Source organism: Limnothrix sp. CMB-01 (assembly GCF_055193175.1).
Genome location: NZ_CM143720.1, coordinates 3,910,369 through 3,926,509, shown reverse-complemented (window position 1 = coordinate 3,926,509; position 16,141 = coordinate 3,910,369). Strand labels below are relative to the sequence as shown.

General features: G+C 56.0%; 13 protein-coding genes. 4 read left to right on the top strand and 9 right to left on the bottom strand.

Going from position 1 to position 16,141, the window contains the following annotated elements:
• The first annotated feature begins 114 nt into the window (after positions 1-114).
• Entirely contained in the window at positions 115-894 is a 780-nt protein-coding gene (locus ACZA91_RS16180) for a DUF928 domain-containing protein (protein WP_463183406.1), read from the top strand.
• Here ACZA91_RS16180 and ACZA91_RS16175 read toward each other — a convergent pair.
• From ACZA91_RS16175 to ACZA91_RS16145, 7 genes are all read right to left on the bottom strand, one after another.
• The gene (locus ACZA91_RS16175) at positions 874-3,477 is read right to left on the bottom strand and encodes a CHAT domain-containing protein (RefSeq protein ID WP_463183405.1); all 2,604 of its coding nucleotides are present in this window, start codon (positions 3,475-3,477) and stop codon (positions 874-876) included. The two genes, ACZA91_RS16180 and ACZA91_RS16175, sit on opposite strands and share 21 nt — an antisense overlap.
• Positions 3,474-6,356: a two-partner secretion domain-containing protein gene (locus ACZA91_RS16170; RefSeq protein ID WP_463186458.1), complete on the bottom strand. Its 2,883-nt coding sequence runs from the start codon at positions 6,354-6,356 to the stop codon at positions 3,474-3,476. The genes ACZA91_RS16175 and ACZA91_RS16170 overlap by 4 nt, the downstream gene beginning before the upstream one ends.
• 121 nt (positions 6,357-6,477) lie before the next feature.
• Positions 6,478-7,671 carry a DUF1822 family protein gene (locus ACZA91_RS16165; RefSeq protein WP_463183403.1) on the bottom strand — a complete coding sequence of 398 codons (1,194 nt, stop codon included), beginning with the start codon at positions 7,669-7,671 and terminating at the stop codon, positions 6,478-6,480.
• A gap of 419 nt (positions 7,672-8,090) precedes the next feature.
• Positions 8,091-8,852, bottom strand: coding sequence for a hypothetical protein (locus ACZA91_RS16160; RefSeq protein ID WP_463183401.1), 762 nt, complete (start codon positions 8,850-8,852; stop codon positions 8,091-8,093).
• An 89-nt stretch (positions 8,853-8,941) separates the two neighbouring features.
• Positions 8,942-9,877, bottom strand: coding sequence for an S-layer homology domain-containing protein (locus ACZA91_RS16155; protein WP_190535084.1), 936 nt, complete (start codon positions 9,875-9,877; stop codon positions 8,942-8,944).
• Positions 9,878-9,962: 85 nt separating this feature from the next.
• Positions 9,963-11,063 carry a chorismate synthase gene (gene aroC / locus ACZA91_RS16150; RefSeq protein WP_190529435.1) on the bottom strand — a complete coding sequence of 367 codons (1,101 nt, stop codon included), beginning with the start codon at positions 11,061-11,063 and terminating at the stop codon, positions 9,963-9,965.
• 353 nt (positions 11,064-11,416) lie between these two features.
• Positions 11,417-12,289 (bottom strand): alpha/beta fold hydrolase, encoded by an 873-nt coding sequence (locus ACZA91_RS16145; protein WP_463183397.1) that lies wholly within the window; start codon positions 12,287-12,289, stop codon positions 11,417-11,419.
• A 192-nt stretch (positions 12,290-12,481) separates the two neighbouring features.
• On the opposite strand from ACZA91_RS16145, the gene ACZA91_RS16140 reads away from it, so the two are divergent.
• Complete coding sequence (locus ACZA91_RS16140; protein ID WP_099535604.1) at positions 12,482-12,997, top strand: 2TM domain-containing protein; 516 nt, start codon at positions 12,482-12,484, stop codon at positions 12,995-12,997.
• Between the two features lie 60 nt (positions 12,998-13,057).
• On the opposite strand, the gene ACZA91_RS16135 is transcribed toward ACZA91_RS16140, so the two are convergent.
• Both ACZA91_RS16135 and ACZA91_RS16130 read right to left on the bottom strand, forming a co-directional pair.
• Positions 13,058-13,897 (bottom strand): ABC transporter ATP-binding protein, encoded by an 840-nt coding sequence (locus ACZA91_RS16135; RefSeq protein ID WP_463183394.1) that lies wholly within the window; start codon positions 13,895-13,897, stop codon positions 13,058-13,060.
• 186 nt (positions 13,898-14,083) lie between these two features.
• Positions 14,084-14,254, bottom strand: a complete 171-nt coding sequence (locus ACZA91_RS16130; RefSeq protein ID WP_190529439.1) for a hypothetical protein — start codon at positions 14,252-14,254, stop codon at positions 14,084-14,086.
• A gap of 272 nt (positions 14,255-14,526) precedes the next feature.
• Between ACZA91_RS16130 and ACZA91_RS16125 the strand changes: the two genes are divergently transcribed.
• Positions 14,527-15,864, top strand: a complete 1,338-nt coding sequence (locus ACZA91_RS16125) for a gluconeogenesis factor YvcK family protein (protein ID WP_234406959.1) — start codon at positions 14,527-14,529, stop codon at positions 15,862-15,864.
• A 6-nt stretch (positions 15,865-15,870) separates the two neighbouring features.
• The gene (locus ACZA91_RS16120; protein WP_463183392.1) at positions 15,871-16,065 is read left to right on the top strand and encodes a hypothetical protein; all 195 of its coding nucleotides are present in this window, start codon (positions 15,871-15,873) and stop codon (positions 16,063-16,065) included.
• The last annotated feature ends 76 nt before the right edge of the window (positions 16,066-16,141 follow it).

Genomic DNA, 16,141 nt, shown 5'->3' with positions numbered 1-16,141 from the left:
AACCGGTGGACTCGCCTGCTCGCCACAGCCAAGGACAACCACGGGATTCAGGCGAATCAGAGAAATTTCGAGGAAGATGATTAATGAGCACTTAATCTTCCCCTTCTCCTGGTCATGATTCATGTTCAGTCTCGTTGTGCTGGGTTTGGACTAACCCACATGGGTCTTGTTTTGGGTGGTTTGTTGGCAGGGGTGACGCTCGGCGCTTTTCCGGGCTGGGCGATCGAGCCGCTTCAGCCGATCGCTCGCCGGGCCAACCCAATCCTGAACCAAACCCAGCGGCAACCCAAACAAACCAGACCCCCCGTGCGGGGCGATCGACCGATCAATGGCCGCGGGCGTGGGGCCGGAAGCTATAGCGGTTGCACCATGGAGGGGGCGGCGGATCCGGCCAAGCTGTTGGTGGCGCTGGTTCCACAGGTTGTTTGGGAAAATGGGGAAACGGTGGTTTTGGGCGAAACCCGCCATGCTCAGGCTGGGTTGTGGTTTTATGTGGGCTATCCAGCGGGCACGGTGTTGGAATGGGAATTGCAAGATGCGGACGGTTATGCCCTGGATCAGCAACGCCTGGTGATGGGTTCCCAAGCGGGGCTGTTGCGATTGCCCCTATCGCCCAACGGCCCGGGCCTTGCGCCTAATCGTTTCTATTCCTGGTATTTGCGGGTGAACTGTGCCAATCGGCCCGAGGAATCGGTGGACTTTGTGGCGGGCACGATCGTCCATGCGGCCAATGCCAAAACGGAATATTGGTTGGATCAGCTCGATCGGCTCTTGAGTCCCGGCGGCCAAGGGCGATCGCCCCAATTGATAGAACTCTTGGATCAGGAGGGCTTTAGCGATTTACGCGAGGCCCCCTTGGCCGCGCCGCCCCAGCTAGCGCCAGTCACCAATTAGGACAAAGGCGGCCCAATAGTGGGGATCGGCGGCGAGGTCGCCTTGATTATTCAGCAGCTTCAACTTGGCTTGCTGGAGGGCGCGGGCTTTGGACAGTCCAGCCAGCCACCCCCTGTAAAACTCGCTAAAAAGCCGATTGGCCGCATCATCGGCGGGAATATTCCACAGGGAAGACACCAGACTGCGCGCACCCGATCGCACCGCCAACCCTGCTAAACCCAAGGTTTCGTAGCGATCGCCCGTGGCCGTTTGGCAAGCGGACAGGGTGAGCAAGTCCAGTGGTTCCGATCGTTTGGCCCGGCGCTCCTTCAGCAACTGATCCAAATCCTCCATGTTGAGCTTGCCTTCCCAGGTCAGCAAGAAAGTGTTATCGCGCTGGGAACTGAATCGCCCATGGGTGGCCAAGTGCAACACGGTGATCGGTTGGCTGACCAAGGCTTGGGTCAAGGCCGTGGGCGTAAATTCCTGATTGAGCAAAGTTTGTCCCTTCAGCAGTTTTCCCAACTGGGCAAGCTGTTGGGGCACGGGAGCCAGGGCCGGAAAGTCCTCGCGCGATTCGGACAAGCCAGCCCACAGGGCCGGGCCGCGCCGTCCCCGATCGGAGGCTGGATCCAGTTTCACATCAGGGGCGATCGACAAGGCAAAGGATTCCACCAAATAGCGCTCCCCATCAAACAAGGCATCGATCGGCAAGTTCCGCAGGGAAGGATCCAACACACAAACCAACAGGTTAATGCCCGCCGCCGTCAGGATGGGGCGATGGGGTTCCAAAATCCAGCGATAGAGCTGTTGGCTATCCGGTTGTAAGGCGCGGCCCCTGCCCATTGTTCTGAAGTTGCGGTTGAGGCGCTGAAGGAGCTTGTCCAAGTCGGATTGGTTGATTGGCTGGCGGTGCAGGTTTTGGCGTTCTTGGCCCGTTTGGGGATCCTTCCAACGCACCAGGGTATCGATCGACCGGTTGGCCGATCCCGAGGCCAAATCCGGCGGCAATTCCGTGATGGCCACCACCACCACCGCCGCCCGTTCATCGGTAGTTGAGTCAGCCAACTGGAGCAAGTCCGATGGGGCGGGATTGTCGAGGCGACATTGCAGAAAATTCTCAATCCGTTGCAGTTGCAGATTTTGGAGCTGTTGGCTGGCTTCAATCCGATCGCTGGTTTCAGCCGAAGCGAACAACAGCCCCATTTGTTGGCGATAGAGCGGCTCGGCGCGATCGAGCCAGCCTTGCACCCCTTCCGTGTGCAATCCCGGCAGCCGCACACTCAGGCCCGCCAAACTGGAGCGGGCCGCTTGGGCAGCTTCAGCGGCCAAGCGGTAAGCAGCCAAGGCCTCGCGGGCTTGGCCCAAATGGTAAGCCATCCGCCCCAACAGCCACAGGGCCTCATAGTTCCATTCGGGCCGATCGAGCGGTTCCCATTGCTCAAGGGCCGATCGGGCCGCTTGGGCCGCCCCTGCCCGATCGCCCCCTTGCGCCAACACCTGACCGCGCAATTGCCAAGCCCAACCCAACAGGGCCCGATCGCCCAAGGATGTCGCCTGTTGTTGGGCCCGTTGCACCAGGGACAACACCTGCGCCATGGGCATCGGTTGGTTTAATTGGCTTAAGGCCCGGGCCGCCGCCAACTGCAACGCCACCGTCGATCGTCCCCCTGTCCAGCGCTGGGCCGCCAGTCGCAATTGTTCCGCCCACTCCGACGACTCTGGCCGCCCGCGTTCTGTGGCCAATTCCAATCGCCCAACCATGGCCGATCTCCACAGGGTTGGATCGGGCCCCAAAATCACCGCGTGATAGTGCTCGATCGCGGTTTCAGCCCAAGTGGCCTGCTCGGTGGCGGATTCGCCCAGGGTCGCCCGCCGACTAGCGATTTGGGCCAAAGTCAGTTCCGCCACCGCGCCCAAAACCGGTTTCGCCTCGATCGCCGCCTGCCAAGCCTGTTCAAAATCCTCCGCCAACAGCAACGCCAGGGCCAAACGATGTAGCCCCCGGGCCCGAACGGCGATCGCTTCCGGTTCCCGGGGTGGCTCCTGTTGCCAGTGGCGCTGCAAATCCCACAGCCGCACCAAGGCCCGGCGCTGGTTGCCGGCCCCCTGCCAAACGGCGGCCTCGTCAATTTGGCTGTTCAGGGTTCCCACGGGGTCGCCGGCCGCTTGGTATTGCTGGGCGGCCATTTGAAAAGCCTGTTCCGCCACACTCCACTGCTGTTGGAGGGCGGCGGTGGCTCCGGCCGCTCCCCACAGCCGAGCGGCCACGGCCGCCGACAGACCCCCCGCAAGGGCCGATCGCCCCCGATCGACCCAAGCTTGGGCCGCCGTGGTTTCACTGAATTGCAAGTGGGCCCAAGCCAGATAGCTCGCCACCAGCCCCAGGGTTTCCCGATCGCCCCGTTGCGTTGCTGGCTCCAGTACCGATTGCCAAAGGGCGATCGCTTCCCGGTAGCGACCCTCGTGATAGGCTTGCCGGCCCGCTTCGAGCAAATCATCCAGCGCTTGAGCTTGGGCCCGCTCTCCGAGACCCGACAGGGCGATCGCCCCGCCCCAACCCAACAAACCCAACAGTGATCGCCGAGACCAGGATCGATTCATGGTTCAGCTCCCCAACGGCAACTCGATTCACCCCCCGCCCATTGCACCGGAGCGCCGGCCATTAACTGAATTTGTTCGGCTTCTGTCCTTTGCCAATGGGTGGCTTCCAAGATCGGCTCCCGCAGCGGAGGGGTGGCTTCGGCTTTGGCGGTGGTCGTTGGGGCGATCGGGCGCAAGTCCGCCGTAAAGGGCATGGCTTCCAGGGTGGCCGCCTCGATCGGGTTTGGTGCTTGGCCGGCCCGCCCCAAGGCAAAAAACTCGATCGCCCTCGGATCCGATCGGGGGCCGCAGGGACTGGTAGGCTCCGGCGGCACACCCACATCACTGGGCAGGGCGATCGCCCCTCGGGCCGGGTCGGGATTCAGCACCTCCAGTTGCACCGTGCCGCTAAATTCTGGCCCCCGCGCCGAGCTAGCCGTAATATCACTGCGATCGGTCAATGCCTCTTGAAAAGCCGTCCCAAACACCCCTTGGGCCCGCAAGTTCACCCGTCCGCCAAAGTTGGTGACGGCATTGGCGGAAATGTCGCTATTGCCGAGGGCCACCAGAGTATCAGTATCAATCTCGATGTTGCCGCCGGTTGAGGTAAAGAATGCATCGGTGGTGATTGCGCCGCCATCACGCAGTTCGATTTCATTAGCTTGAATGCGAATGTTTCCCGCATCACCCGCGCCGGAGAGCGATCGAATCACGCTGTTTTCACCAATCACCCGAATTCGATTTGCCTGAATATCAATATTTCCTGCGCCACCTGTGCCCAAGCTAGTAGCAGTAATTCGCGCTCCATTTCGCAAAATCAATTCGGGAGTGACAATGCGGATATTTCCCGCACGCCCTGATGGAAAAGGAGTACTAGGATCAATGGAAATATTATCGACTGTGTTGAAATTTGTACTAGTGAAAAGTCCTGTTGACCTTTGTGGATTAGGACGTAAATTATCTAATTCGATCCTTTCACCAGCAAAAATATTAATTCTTCCACCATTACCTGCTACTTGTACTTGACCAGTTGTAGGATTAAGGATACTAACAGTAGCACTTTGAATTTGTGATCCTCCAACAACTCGGAGGACTTTAGTATAAATTTCAACTGTTCCTGATTCAGAAAACTTGCTGGAATCGAGAACTAACCTGTCACCGCTATGACTAGGATTTACATCGGCATTAGTAGATAAGATCGAATTATCCATTTCGACTAATTCTGTTGCATCAATAATAATCCTCCCATTGTTTGTAGACTTATCCATACTAGGAAGTGGTGATTGCGTGTAACGGTTGGTTGTAAGGGCTGCTCTATTTTTTAAGATTACTTGACTTGATTGGATCCTAATTTCACCAGGATCGCTAGAGTTTGAACTATTTGAAGAGACTAATCTAGCTTCTTCGTCTAATAACGAAAAGAAACCACTCAGTCTAGCTTGTCCTGCAGAACTCATATCTGAAAATGAAGAGGCTTCAATACCACCTCCAGTCATCGATTGAACATTACCAATGTTAATCGGTATAAATTCGCCGCCGATTAATGTTACAGAGTCCAGTGCTGTTATATCAATATTTCCTGCTGTGCCACTCGATAAGGTCAATGAGGAAACAGCCCCAGTATTTATAATTTCAAAGTTTCTAGATTGACTAACTAAATCTCCAGCTTTTCCCGATCCAGCCGTCCCTGAAAACAGACCTGATCGATTGAGTCTCACCATTCCCGTGGCATCAATCAACACATCACCACCCCGCCCCGCGCCGAAAGTGGATGTTAAAATCACCGACCCTTCACTCAAATCAATATTCTCTGCACCCAATACAATTCGGCCAGCATTGCCCGCCCCCAAGCTGACAGAAAACAAACCTCCAGCTACATCACTAGGCGCAAACTGACCAGCTAGTAATTGATTGATGAAACCAGCAAAATCCCGACCACTGGATAAGTTGATTGATCGCTGGGCCGTGAGGCTTAAATCACCACCCCGACCACTGCCCAACGTAATCGTAGAAACCGCCGATCGATCCGTTAGCCCAAACTCACCCGATCGCACCCACAACCCACGACCATCCCCCGTCCCCAACGTGTTCGCCGCCAACAACGCCCCCTGGCCCAGTTGCACCCGATCGCCAATTGCTACCAACTCCCCGCCACCATTGCCGCTGACCTCTAGCCCGCCCCCTTGGAAGGTCAGGTTTGCTCCTGGGGCGATCGGCGTATCCAGCAAGCGGTTGAAATTCACCACCGTTCCCGGCCCCGCCGCCACTGCCCAAATCCGACCCTCCGGCGCGATCGCCCAACCCTGCTCAAATTCCAATGACCCACCAAACAGGCCGATCGCCTGACCCGGTTTAACTTCTAACCCCGTAGGAACTGGGTTAGTTGATCGCGCCTCCACCCGAATTACTCCCGGCGCAGACCCATATTGCAACCCCACCGGCACGCTCATCGACAGCAACGGACGACCCGCCGGATCGTTGACCCCAAAACTCAGCCCATCGGCAAACACCAGGCGATCGGCTGTGCTGGCAAAAAACGATCCGCCCAGATCTAGGCGGGCATTGGGCCCCAACAAAATGCCCGCTGGATTGAGTAGGAAAAGATTAGCTGCCCCATTGGCCCTCAGTGTCCCATCCAGAAGCGATTGCTGGCCGCCAGTCACTCGGGCAAAAATATTAGCCACGTCGGCGGCGTTGTTGAAGTGAGCCAGCCCGCCCGTGGGAATCGAAAACTGCTGAAAACTATGAAACAGGTTGCTCCCGGCCCGATCGCCCCCCTCGATCGTCCATTGGTTGGGTTCTCGTTGCTGCACCGTGGTTGAAAGTTGACCATCCGGGGCGATCGACTCAGCAACCGCAGCAGTGGCCAAAAAACCTGCCATCAACCCATGGGTTACCATAACCCCCACTCCAACCAGGGAGATGGTGCGGCAGTTTAGCGCTTGTAAACCCCAAATGTGTGCCATGGAAGCCCTGACGAAACCAGACACATTTTATCGAACCCTAGCGAGCGGGCACGAATTACAACGACGGTGCAGTTAAAGTTTCAATAACTTTAAAATCCCCCAGCACCACTTGCGCCATGAAGGTTTCCCCAGGGTTTGCAATGAAATCAATTGTTAGACTTGTGTGGATCTCTGGGGTGGTCTGCTCCAGAGCTTGTCCCAAATGATCCAAAAGCGTGAGTTGCAAGTCGTTGGGTAAAAGCATTTCCACATCCGGATTTTGCAGCCGAATGGTGATGTCCCACAGCCGGAGACTCTCAGGCAAGTTCTCGGGACTGCTTGCTTCTTCCTCGGTGAGTTCATGGTGGCCAATGGCCACACTCAGAAGAATTGGCTTTTCCAAAGTCTCGATCACCAGGAGTTTCGCCCCTGTGATTTTCGGCTGTTTTCGGTAACCAACTCTAAAAGAATCTGGCTCTAGGATCTCTTGTAATAAACTGCTTAGGCTCTGCCAACCATGTTCGAATTGATTTTCGAGCCAAGGCATCATGGAAACGGCCGGTTTGGCTCCCGTTGGTTGGACTTCTGGATAGGTTTCTGGATCCGGCTCTGGGTTCGTTCTAGGATTAATTGCTGGGTTAATCTCTGGATTGATCTTGGAATCAATTTCTGAGCTGACTACTGGATTGCTAGTTGAAACACGCTGTTGACTAGTTTCAGAATTTACAGCGCGAGTTTCTGCAACCTTTGCATCCCACCACTCTAGGAAATCATCTAAAGATTGGAGTTCTGATAGCCAAATCTGTTCTCGATCGAACAAGGCCGATGTGGGTATAAAACCAATCAAAGTGGCTTCGGGGCGATCGCCTGTCTGCAAATCCAAGCCAATGGCAAAGTAGCCTACTCGATCGGCTTGGGATTCCAGTACAATCTCCAAGGAATCAGCCCCCGGAAAAACCGGCCGGCATTCTACTCGACCGACTTCCTCGATCGCCAAATCTGCCACATCATCAAATCCTCTAATTACAGGATCCCAGCTCTCGCAATTCTGATGGGAATGGGGAATTTGCAGCCAGTGCAACCAATCGCTGAGGGCTAGGATTGCCAACGTGTTGTGATAGATCACATCACGCTGGTCTGGATGCATTGCGGCCTTGGCAAATTGTTCAGCGGTGGCTCGGTGTTTGGCGCGCAAGGGAATTGTAATCGTTTCGTGAAACTGGTTGGTTTCTGTGGTTTGAGGATTGGGTGAAGTGGGGTCAAGGGTCATGATCTATTTGTCCGTCATTGGAGGATTGACCAACTCAATTTTGATTGAAATTCAAGTTTGTTTCAGGTTGATTTCAAGTGATCTTCAATGGCTAATGCTGATTGACAATACCAATTTTGAAAAACCAAAGACTAGGGATGGTAGTCCCCGATTTGAGTTGATCAATGCTTGGTCAATCGCCAATTAGAAGAGGCAATTGAAAGAAGCAACTAAAAATCTAAAGCCACCTGAATCGAGAATACTGTCTCCTCTTAGAGGGTTTTTGCTAAAGAATGGGTTTGACACTGAAAGAGTGACAAGAATGATAACAATGAAGAGAGTGGGTGTATTAGGAAATGAATGTCTAGATTTAATGAACCAATTCACGAGAAGAATTTTCTTGAAAAACCAAGTTCAAGGAAATTTTTGTGTAAATTAGGCTATTCATCGGGCGGTTGGAGCGACTGCTTAAAGCGCCGAACCGACTCAAAGAACTGGTCTTTATGGCGAGTATAGATGGAGCTGAGTGTATTGGCATTGACGGATAGCTCAATTGCCAATTTCCGCATACTCTTTCCTTGGTTTTTAGCATCAATCAGTTGTTCAAGGCGGATTGATCCGAGAACCACTTTTTGGAGCAACCCATCGGGATCTTGGGCTTTGTAAAGTCGCCAAACTTCCGATGGATCCAGCTCTTCTTGGGCCATGAGTGCTGACCAAGGGTTCATATCGGCGGGTAGCTCACCCTGCTCATCCAGGTTTTCCAGATCTACACCGACTGCAAAGGGTGTGCGCACGCCGGTTAAATCTCGAACAGCATCCTTGAACAAATACTGAAGTTTGTTGTTAAGCCAGGTCATGACTTCACCCCGATCGGGATCGTACTGTTTCTTTTGAATGACTGTGGGTAGCCAATCGAGCAAGCGACAGAATGCCTCGTGATAAAACTCCCCATAACGGGGGTGATCTCGATAAACCTTCTGGGTGCTTAGAGAACGCCGAAGCCGGTTCGATTCACAAACAAGTTTCACCACCTGTTGGATCGCTTTTTTGAACTCTAGACTTTGGGGCGGTAGACTTTGGGCCCGCAGCACCAAGGCCTGGAGGGTTTGATTTAATTGGCGATCGCGATCGGGATCGGGGGATCCTGGCGGTGGAGGCTGAAAGGTGAATCGCACCACAGACGAAGACCTGATAGACATCGATGTTGAGGCCGGCAATCATCTTTCTATCGCAGCGGTCACCAAAATTTGTGCAAAGCGTTGGTGCAAAGCGTTGAAATCAGTTGCGCTTAGTTTACGGCCGGGGAAGCTGGCGGGGCGATCGGGGACGGTGCAGTACTGAGCAAATCCTTGGCGGTGATGCCTTGGCCTTCGGGGCCGAAGTACCAGAGAGCGGCGGCGGCTTCCCCTTGGGTGATCGGTTTTTTAGGTTGCAGAAGGGTGGTGAACCCAAAGACCCGGCGAATGTTGGAGAGTTCGCCGTTCTCGCGATCGGCCGCGATCGCCCGGAGGGTCTGGGCATCTACCTTGGTTGCGTCCAAAAATCCCCAAGCCTTTTGCACGGTTTCCACGGTGGCCGGCGGCAAGGGACGACGCAAATCGAGGGGCACTTTCCACAGCACCATGGTTTCTCGCGTGAGGGGCCCATCGGGGCTGAAGGTGGGGCTGTTGTTGCCGGTTAAGCGACTGGGAATAATGCCCGCTTCGGCTAAGCCTTGGATGGCGGCGAAGTCTGGATCCGTGGTGGGCACATCGGTAAAGAGGGGCTGGCTGGTGGCACTGGCCGATCGCACCTGCCAGGCCGGGCGGTTTTGGAACAGTTGGTTATTGGCGCTCACGAGCCAGCGGGCAAATTGCCGCCGGGTCACGATTTGGTTCGGATCTTGGAGACCCTGAAGGCTGTCGAGTTTGCGCCAATCTTGCCAGTAGGGTTGCAATTCCTGAGAGAGGCTAGCGATCGGGCTGGGTTGAACGGCGGGGCTGGGGCTGGGGGCGATCGGGCTGGCGATCGGGTCAGGAGTCGGAGCGGTCAAGCTCGGACTCGGGCTGGGTTGAACGGCGGGGCTGGGACTCGCTTGCAAGGCCGGGTCGGGCGCGAGGGATTGCTCCAAGGCGCGGCTGGCTGCACCATCGTCGGCACAGCCGCCCAAACCCAAGGGCACTAGGCCGCACAGCAACCCCACCATGCCCGCCATGCCGAATCTCGACTTGGCCGATCCTGACATCCTCAATCTCGACATACCCGATCTCGACTTGGCTGATCTCGACTTGGCTGATCTCGATTTGGCTGATCTCAACGCAATCTCTACGCTATGCCAAATCTTCGAGGGTGTGGCACTGGGCCCGATCGCGCAGCAAATGATCGCAAACCACCAACGCCACCATCGCCTCCACCATCGGCACGGCCCGGGGCAGCACACAGGGATCGTGGCGACCCTTGCCCGCCAGCACCTTGGCTTCCCCGGTTTGATCGACGGTGTTTTGGGCCTTGCGGATCGTGGCCGTGGGCTTGAAGGCAATCCGGATCACGACCGGTTCGCCGTTGCTGATGCCGCCTTGGACTCCGCCCGATCGGTTCGTCGTCGTTCGCAGTTTGCCCGCTTCGTCCGTGTAAAACTCGTCGTTGTGTTCGCTGCCCTTCAGCAACGTGCCCGCAAAACCCGACCCCACCTCAAACCCTTTGGTGGCGGGCAGGGACATCACCGCCTTGGCCAGATCGGCTTCCAGGCGATCGAACACGGGCGACCCCAAGCCCATCGGCACATTCCGCACAACGCATTCCACCACGCCGCCGACGGAATCACCCTCATCGCGGATTGATTCAATCAGGGCGATCGCCCGTTCCGCAAAGTCCCCATCGGGCGATCGCAGAATGTTGCTTTCCACCTGTTCTGTGGTCACGGCCAGCGGGTCGATCGCCGCTTCGAGATCCTTAATCCGCTTCACGTAGCCGACGATTTCGATGTTGCCAAACTCCCGCAGGATCTTCTTAGCGATCGCTCCGGCGGCCACCCGCCCGATCGTTTCCCGCGCGGACGATCGACCGCCCCCTTGCCAGTTGCGAAACCCATATTTCGCGTCGTAGGTCGCATCGGCGTGGGACGGGCGATAGGTCTTGGCCATCTCGTCGTAGTCCTGGGGCCGGGTATCCTTGTTGCGCACCAAAATCGCGATCGGCGTGCCCAGGGTTTTGCCCTCAAACACGCCCGAAAGGATTTCGCACTGGTCGGTTTCCTTGCGGGGCGTGGTGATTTTGCTTTGGCCGGGCCGGCGGCGATCAAGTTCCACTTGAATTTCTTCGGCCGTTAGGGGCAACCGGGGCGGGCAACCATCGATCACAACGCCCACCCCACCACCGTGGGACTCGCCAAAGGTGGTGATCCGAAACAGATGTCCAAACGTGTTGCCCATGGTGACTTTGTGTGGTGCGGCGGTGCGATCGGCCTGTGGAGTGGCGCTGATTAGTCGAATTTGTATCCTATCACTCGCCTCCGCGTTCCCAGACTGTGGGCCGGAGAGGATAGACCTCTTGCACGAATTAACCCTCTCTGATCAAGATAGGCTAATTAACGATCATTTCGTAGGTTGGGTTGAGGTACGAAACCCAACAGCAGCAAGGCTTGCAGTGATTGAGTTGGGTTTCGCAAAGCTCAACCCAACCTACGGAACTAGCTGGTGGGCCTCATCGATCGGCACAGACAAGAAGCCCCATCGATTAGCACAGACAAGGGGCTTAAGCCCCTTGCCCCCCACGACGACTACCATTACTGGGGTGGATCAAGTGGTCCAAAACCCTGTTCCTGAAGCCAGCGATCGATGTCTGTCAAAACCCGATCGGGAATTTCCCAAGGAAACAGGTGTGCCACGCCGTCATAACAGTGCCACTGGCTGTGGGGTAAGCCGGTGGCGGTTTCCAGGCTGGCGATCGGGGTGATGTGGCGATCGCCCGCTCCGGCCATCACCAGTGCGGGGCAGCGAATTTTGGCCAAATCCGCCCGGCGATCATATCCAGCCTGAAGCGCCTGACGCAGCGATCGGGTGGCCGCCCCTGAGGTTTGCAACACATCCCACACCGCCGATTCAGCCAAGTAGCGATAGGTTTCAGGGGTGTGGCGTTGAATCAGGTAGCGCAAGAGCGATCGCTCGCCAAATTGCCGAATATTCCAAGCCCAACCGGGCCATACCCCATTCAACAAAGCTGCAATCAGGGTGTAGGCCAAGTCCCATCGTTGGCTGGGCATGGGGGCGCTGCGGGGACGGGCCGCCGTGGCAATCAGAATCAGCCCTTGCACTCGATCGGGATGTCGCAGGGCCAACTCCAGGGCCAAAATTCCCCCCAAAGACCAACCCAAGACAAGGGCTTGGTCAATTTGGAGTCGATCGAGCAGGGCCACCAAATCCGCAATGTGGGCTTCCATGGCAAAGTCACCCCCCGATCGACTGCGGCCATATCCCCGCAAATCCGGCGCGATCGTCCAGAATCGATCGGCCCAATGGCGCGTAAACACTCGCATACTGCGCCCAGAGCCGGGGTGACCATGCAAACACAACAGCGGCAGCCCCCGGCCGCGGGTTTCCACATGGAGTGCTTGCGGGATGGTTTGAGGAATTGCTGGGGCCTGTTCAGAAGCAGCCAACGGTTGATCAACCTCATTACCATAGGAACATCGATATTATGATTCGTAGTTCGATGGCCGAGTTAGATCGTCTAGTTCGGTTGAGATCGCCGAGTGAGATTGCTGAAGTTTTGGATCGCCGAGTTCATCGCCCGATCGCAGGCGGCCCCGCCTGTTCAATAAACAACGGCCAAGACCAGATATGACCCACCTATGACTAACGCTGATCGATCGCCCTTAGCCAATCCTGATGCACGCGGTTCCGACTCCCGCTTCATCGATGTGCCCACCCGCGATAATTACGATCGGGATGCGGTGCAGGAAATTTTGCAACTCGCGATCGCCCGTCGCCAAGATATTGAGCAATATTCCCGCAGTCAGCTTCTGGAATTGGCCGATGAAATTGGGATCGATCGCACTGATTTGTATGCAGCCGAACAGCGTTGGTTGGCTCAAAATGGGGATCGATCGCAACGCCAACAATTCGTGGCCGCCCAACGGCAGCGCCTCAAGTTAAACCTCGGTAAATTTGGCATTGTCAACGGTTTTTTATTACTGATTGACTTGGTTTCCTCGGGCCATTTGGGCTGGTCGCTCACCTTGGGTTTGGGGTGGGGAATGTTCATTGCCCTGGATGCTTGGAAGTCCTTGCAACCGGATACGGAAGACTTTGAAAAACGATTCCAAAAATGGCAACTTCAGCAAAAAACCGTGGATGACTGGGATTAAAGCGACTCCAAATTCTGGCTGAATTTTGGATCAATTGGAGCTACTGAACCCAAGTCTTAACTAGGCGGTGACCACCTGAATGGGCCCCTCGATCGCGCTGTTGAAAAACTGGCGCACGTAGGGATTATCAGTGGTGTCAATTTCCTGGATTTTCCCTTGCCAGCGAATGCGCCCATCATATAAAAACACCACCCGATCGGCTGTGCGACGAATGGTGCTGTCCTGGTGGGTCACGACCACATAGGTTGAGCAAAAATTGACCTTTTGGCTCAGTTCCCGCATCAGGTCTTCCACAATTGTGGAGGCGATCGGGTCAAGGCCAGCTGTTGGCTCGTCATAGAGCAACACTTCAGGAATGGGTGTGCCATCGGGAGCAGGATTTTCAATGATGGCGCGGGCAAAACTGACCCGTTTTTTCATGCCGCCCGACAACTCCGCCGGGTAGCGATCGGCAATGGCCGGCAACCCCACCCGCTCCAGGGCGCGATCGACCAATTTTTGAATTTCGCGCGGGGGCAACTGACCCGCCTCCAGCAAGGAAAACCCCACATTTTCGCCCACCGTCAGGGAATCAAACAGGGCGGCTTGCTGAAACACCAACTTGATTTCTACCCCCTCTGGTTTGTGGCTGTCGCCCAGCAGGCCTTGGCGGGGTTCTCCTAACAAATAAACCTCGCCTTCGTCGGGTTCCAACAGGCCGCTAATCACCCGTAAGATGGTTGATTTTCCCGTGCCGGAGGGGCCAATAATCGCGATCGCCTCGTTGGGATAAATGGCGAAATCCACTCGATCGAGAATTTTGCGATCGCCCAGCGTTTTGCTGACCCCGCGCAGTTCCACCAAGGGGCGATCAAGGGGCAGCGGGTTCGCCGATCCACCACAAACCAGGGATTGAGACATGGCTGGAATGATTGGGTGATTGCTTGCTGTGATTGCTTGCTGTTTTGGATCCGATCGCGGCAAATTTGGCGGTTGATGGGTTGCGACCAATGGGTTGCGATCGATGGGTTGAACTGGTCTTGCCGCACGAACCAGACCGACTGACCAGCAGCCAGCATTCCCAGCCATGCCAGCCCACCGAGCGGGCTACTCATCCCGGGATCCAATCCGCAACGCGCTATCCTCATGGAAATTACGACGGTTGGAAACGGTTAATTCCGTTGCTCGCCATTTTAGCCCGCCCGTTTGCGGATCCAGGCTGGGGCGATCGGGATTCAGGATTAGCGGATTAATCACCGGCTCAATCACCGCCAACAACGGGGATCCATGGGTGTTAAGCCTACGTCCTTAAAGATGTTCTTGAATACGTGCTTGAAGGAGACGGTAGCCATTGGCCAGAACCCGATCCCCCACCAATGGTTTAATTCCCCTGCGTCCCGGTAACTGCTGCCGTTGCCGCCGTTGTGGCCCCAGTGCTTGTTGTTGATTCTGCTTGCCTTGGCTTCGTTTGTCCGTTTTTCCCCACCTTTCCCTTGAAGAATCGACTGTCCTACTCAACCGTTCACTGGCTCAGCAACCTACCGCGAGCCATTTTGCAGCGTCGCGCTCCCAAACGGGTTAACCAATGGGTGAAGTGGCTTGCGCCGGGTTTGTTGGTCAAGCGCTGGCTGTTGACCAGTGCGAGCGGGGCGGTGTTGGTGTGGTTTGGGGCGGCCATTTGGACAAAGCAAACCCCGGTGTTTTACACCACTCAGTTTTTGCAAGAGTTTGTGGGGCGCTTGGCCACCCTAATTCCCAATAATGTTTCTGGGCCGCTGGTGTTGGCGGGGGGGTTGGGGCTGGTGTTGTGGGGACAAACGCGCACCCTGGGAACGATCGCGGAAGTGCTGATGCCCGATGGGGATGAGGAGTTGATCGATCGCCTCTTGACCCATCGGCGGCTGAATCGGGGGCCGCGCATTGTGGCGATCGGGGGTGGCACGGGTCTCTCAACCCTGTTGCGAGGCCTCAAGCAATACAGCGCCAACATCACGGCCATTGTGACGGTGGCGGATGATGGCGGATCTTCAGGACGGCTGCGGCGCGATTTTGGGGTGCTGCCACCGGGGGATATTCGCAATTGCTTGGCGGCCCTGTCGGCGGAAGAGCGGCTGATGACGGCGTTGTTTCAATATCGCTTCACCACCGGCAGCGGGTTGGCGGGCCACAGCTTTGGCAATTTGTTTTTGACGGCCATGAGCGACATCACGGGAGACTTGGAACAGGCGATCGATGCCAGTTCCCAAGTCCTGGCGGTGCAGGGGCGGGTGTTGCCGGCCACGCTGGAGGATGTGGTGCTCTGGGCTGAGCTAACCGATGGCCGTTACGTGGAGGGCGAGTCGAACATCAGCGAGGCCCATGGGCAAATTGCCCGCATTGGTTGCACGCCGTCTAATCCTCGGGCCGTGCCTCGGGCGATCGAGGCGATCGAGTCGGCGGACTACATCATCATTGGCCCCGGCAGCCTCTACACCAGCGTGATCCCCAATCTGTTGGTTCCAGAAATTACTGAGGCGATCGCCCGTTGTCCGGCTCCTCGGATCTATGTGTGCAACGTGATGAGCCAGCCGGGAGAAACGGAGGGCTACACCGTTTCGGATCATATCCGGGCGATCGACCAGGCCTGTGGTCACAAATTGTTTGATGCGGTGTTGGTGCAAAAAAATCCCCCATCCCCCAAAACCCTCGATCGCTACGCCCGCGAACATAGCCACCCCATTCAGCTCGATCGGGAAGCGGTGGCGCGTCTGGGTCGCCGGATTGTGATTGCCAACGTCATTGACGAAGATCCCCACACAGGCCTGATTCGCCACCACTCGGGCAAGTTAGCCCGCGTGCTGCTCCGTTGGTTTGATCGCGCTGCTGCTCACAATCTCGAGAATTCTTAGGGCCAATTGCGCCGTTGCCCTGGGGCCAAAATCGCTGATCGGCTGGATCGGGTTGAGCGGCGCGAAGGAGTCGATCGCTTGAAACGGTTCGATCGGCTCCATATCCAATCAGAATTCATGCCCTGGAACCTGCTGCACCTGTCGGCTGGGGACTTGCTGTTGGGGGGGTGTTTTGTAATTTTGAACGATTTATTTCAGTAATTTCACGCAAAATTGATGTTATACTATTGAGATCTAAAATCAATAATATTTTGTCTTTGTTCTGCCTTAGATCGAT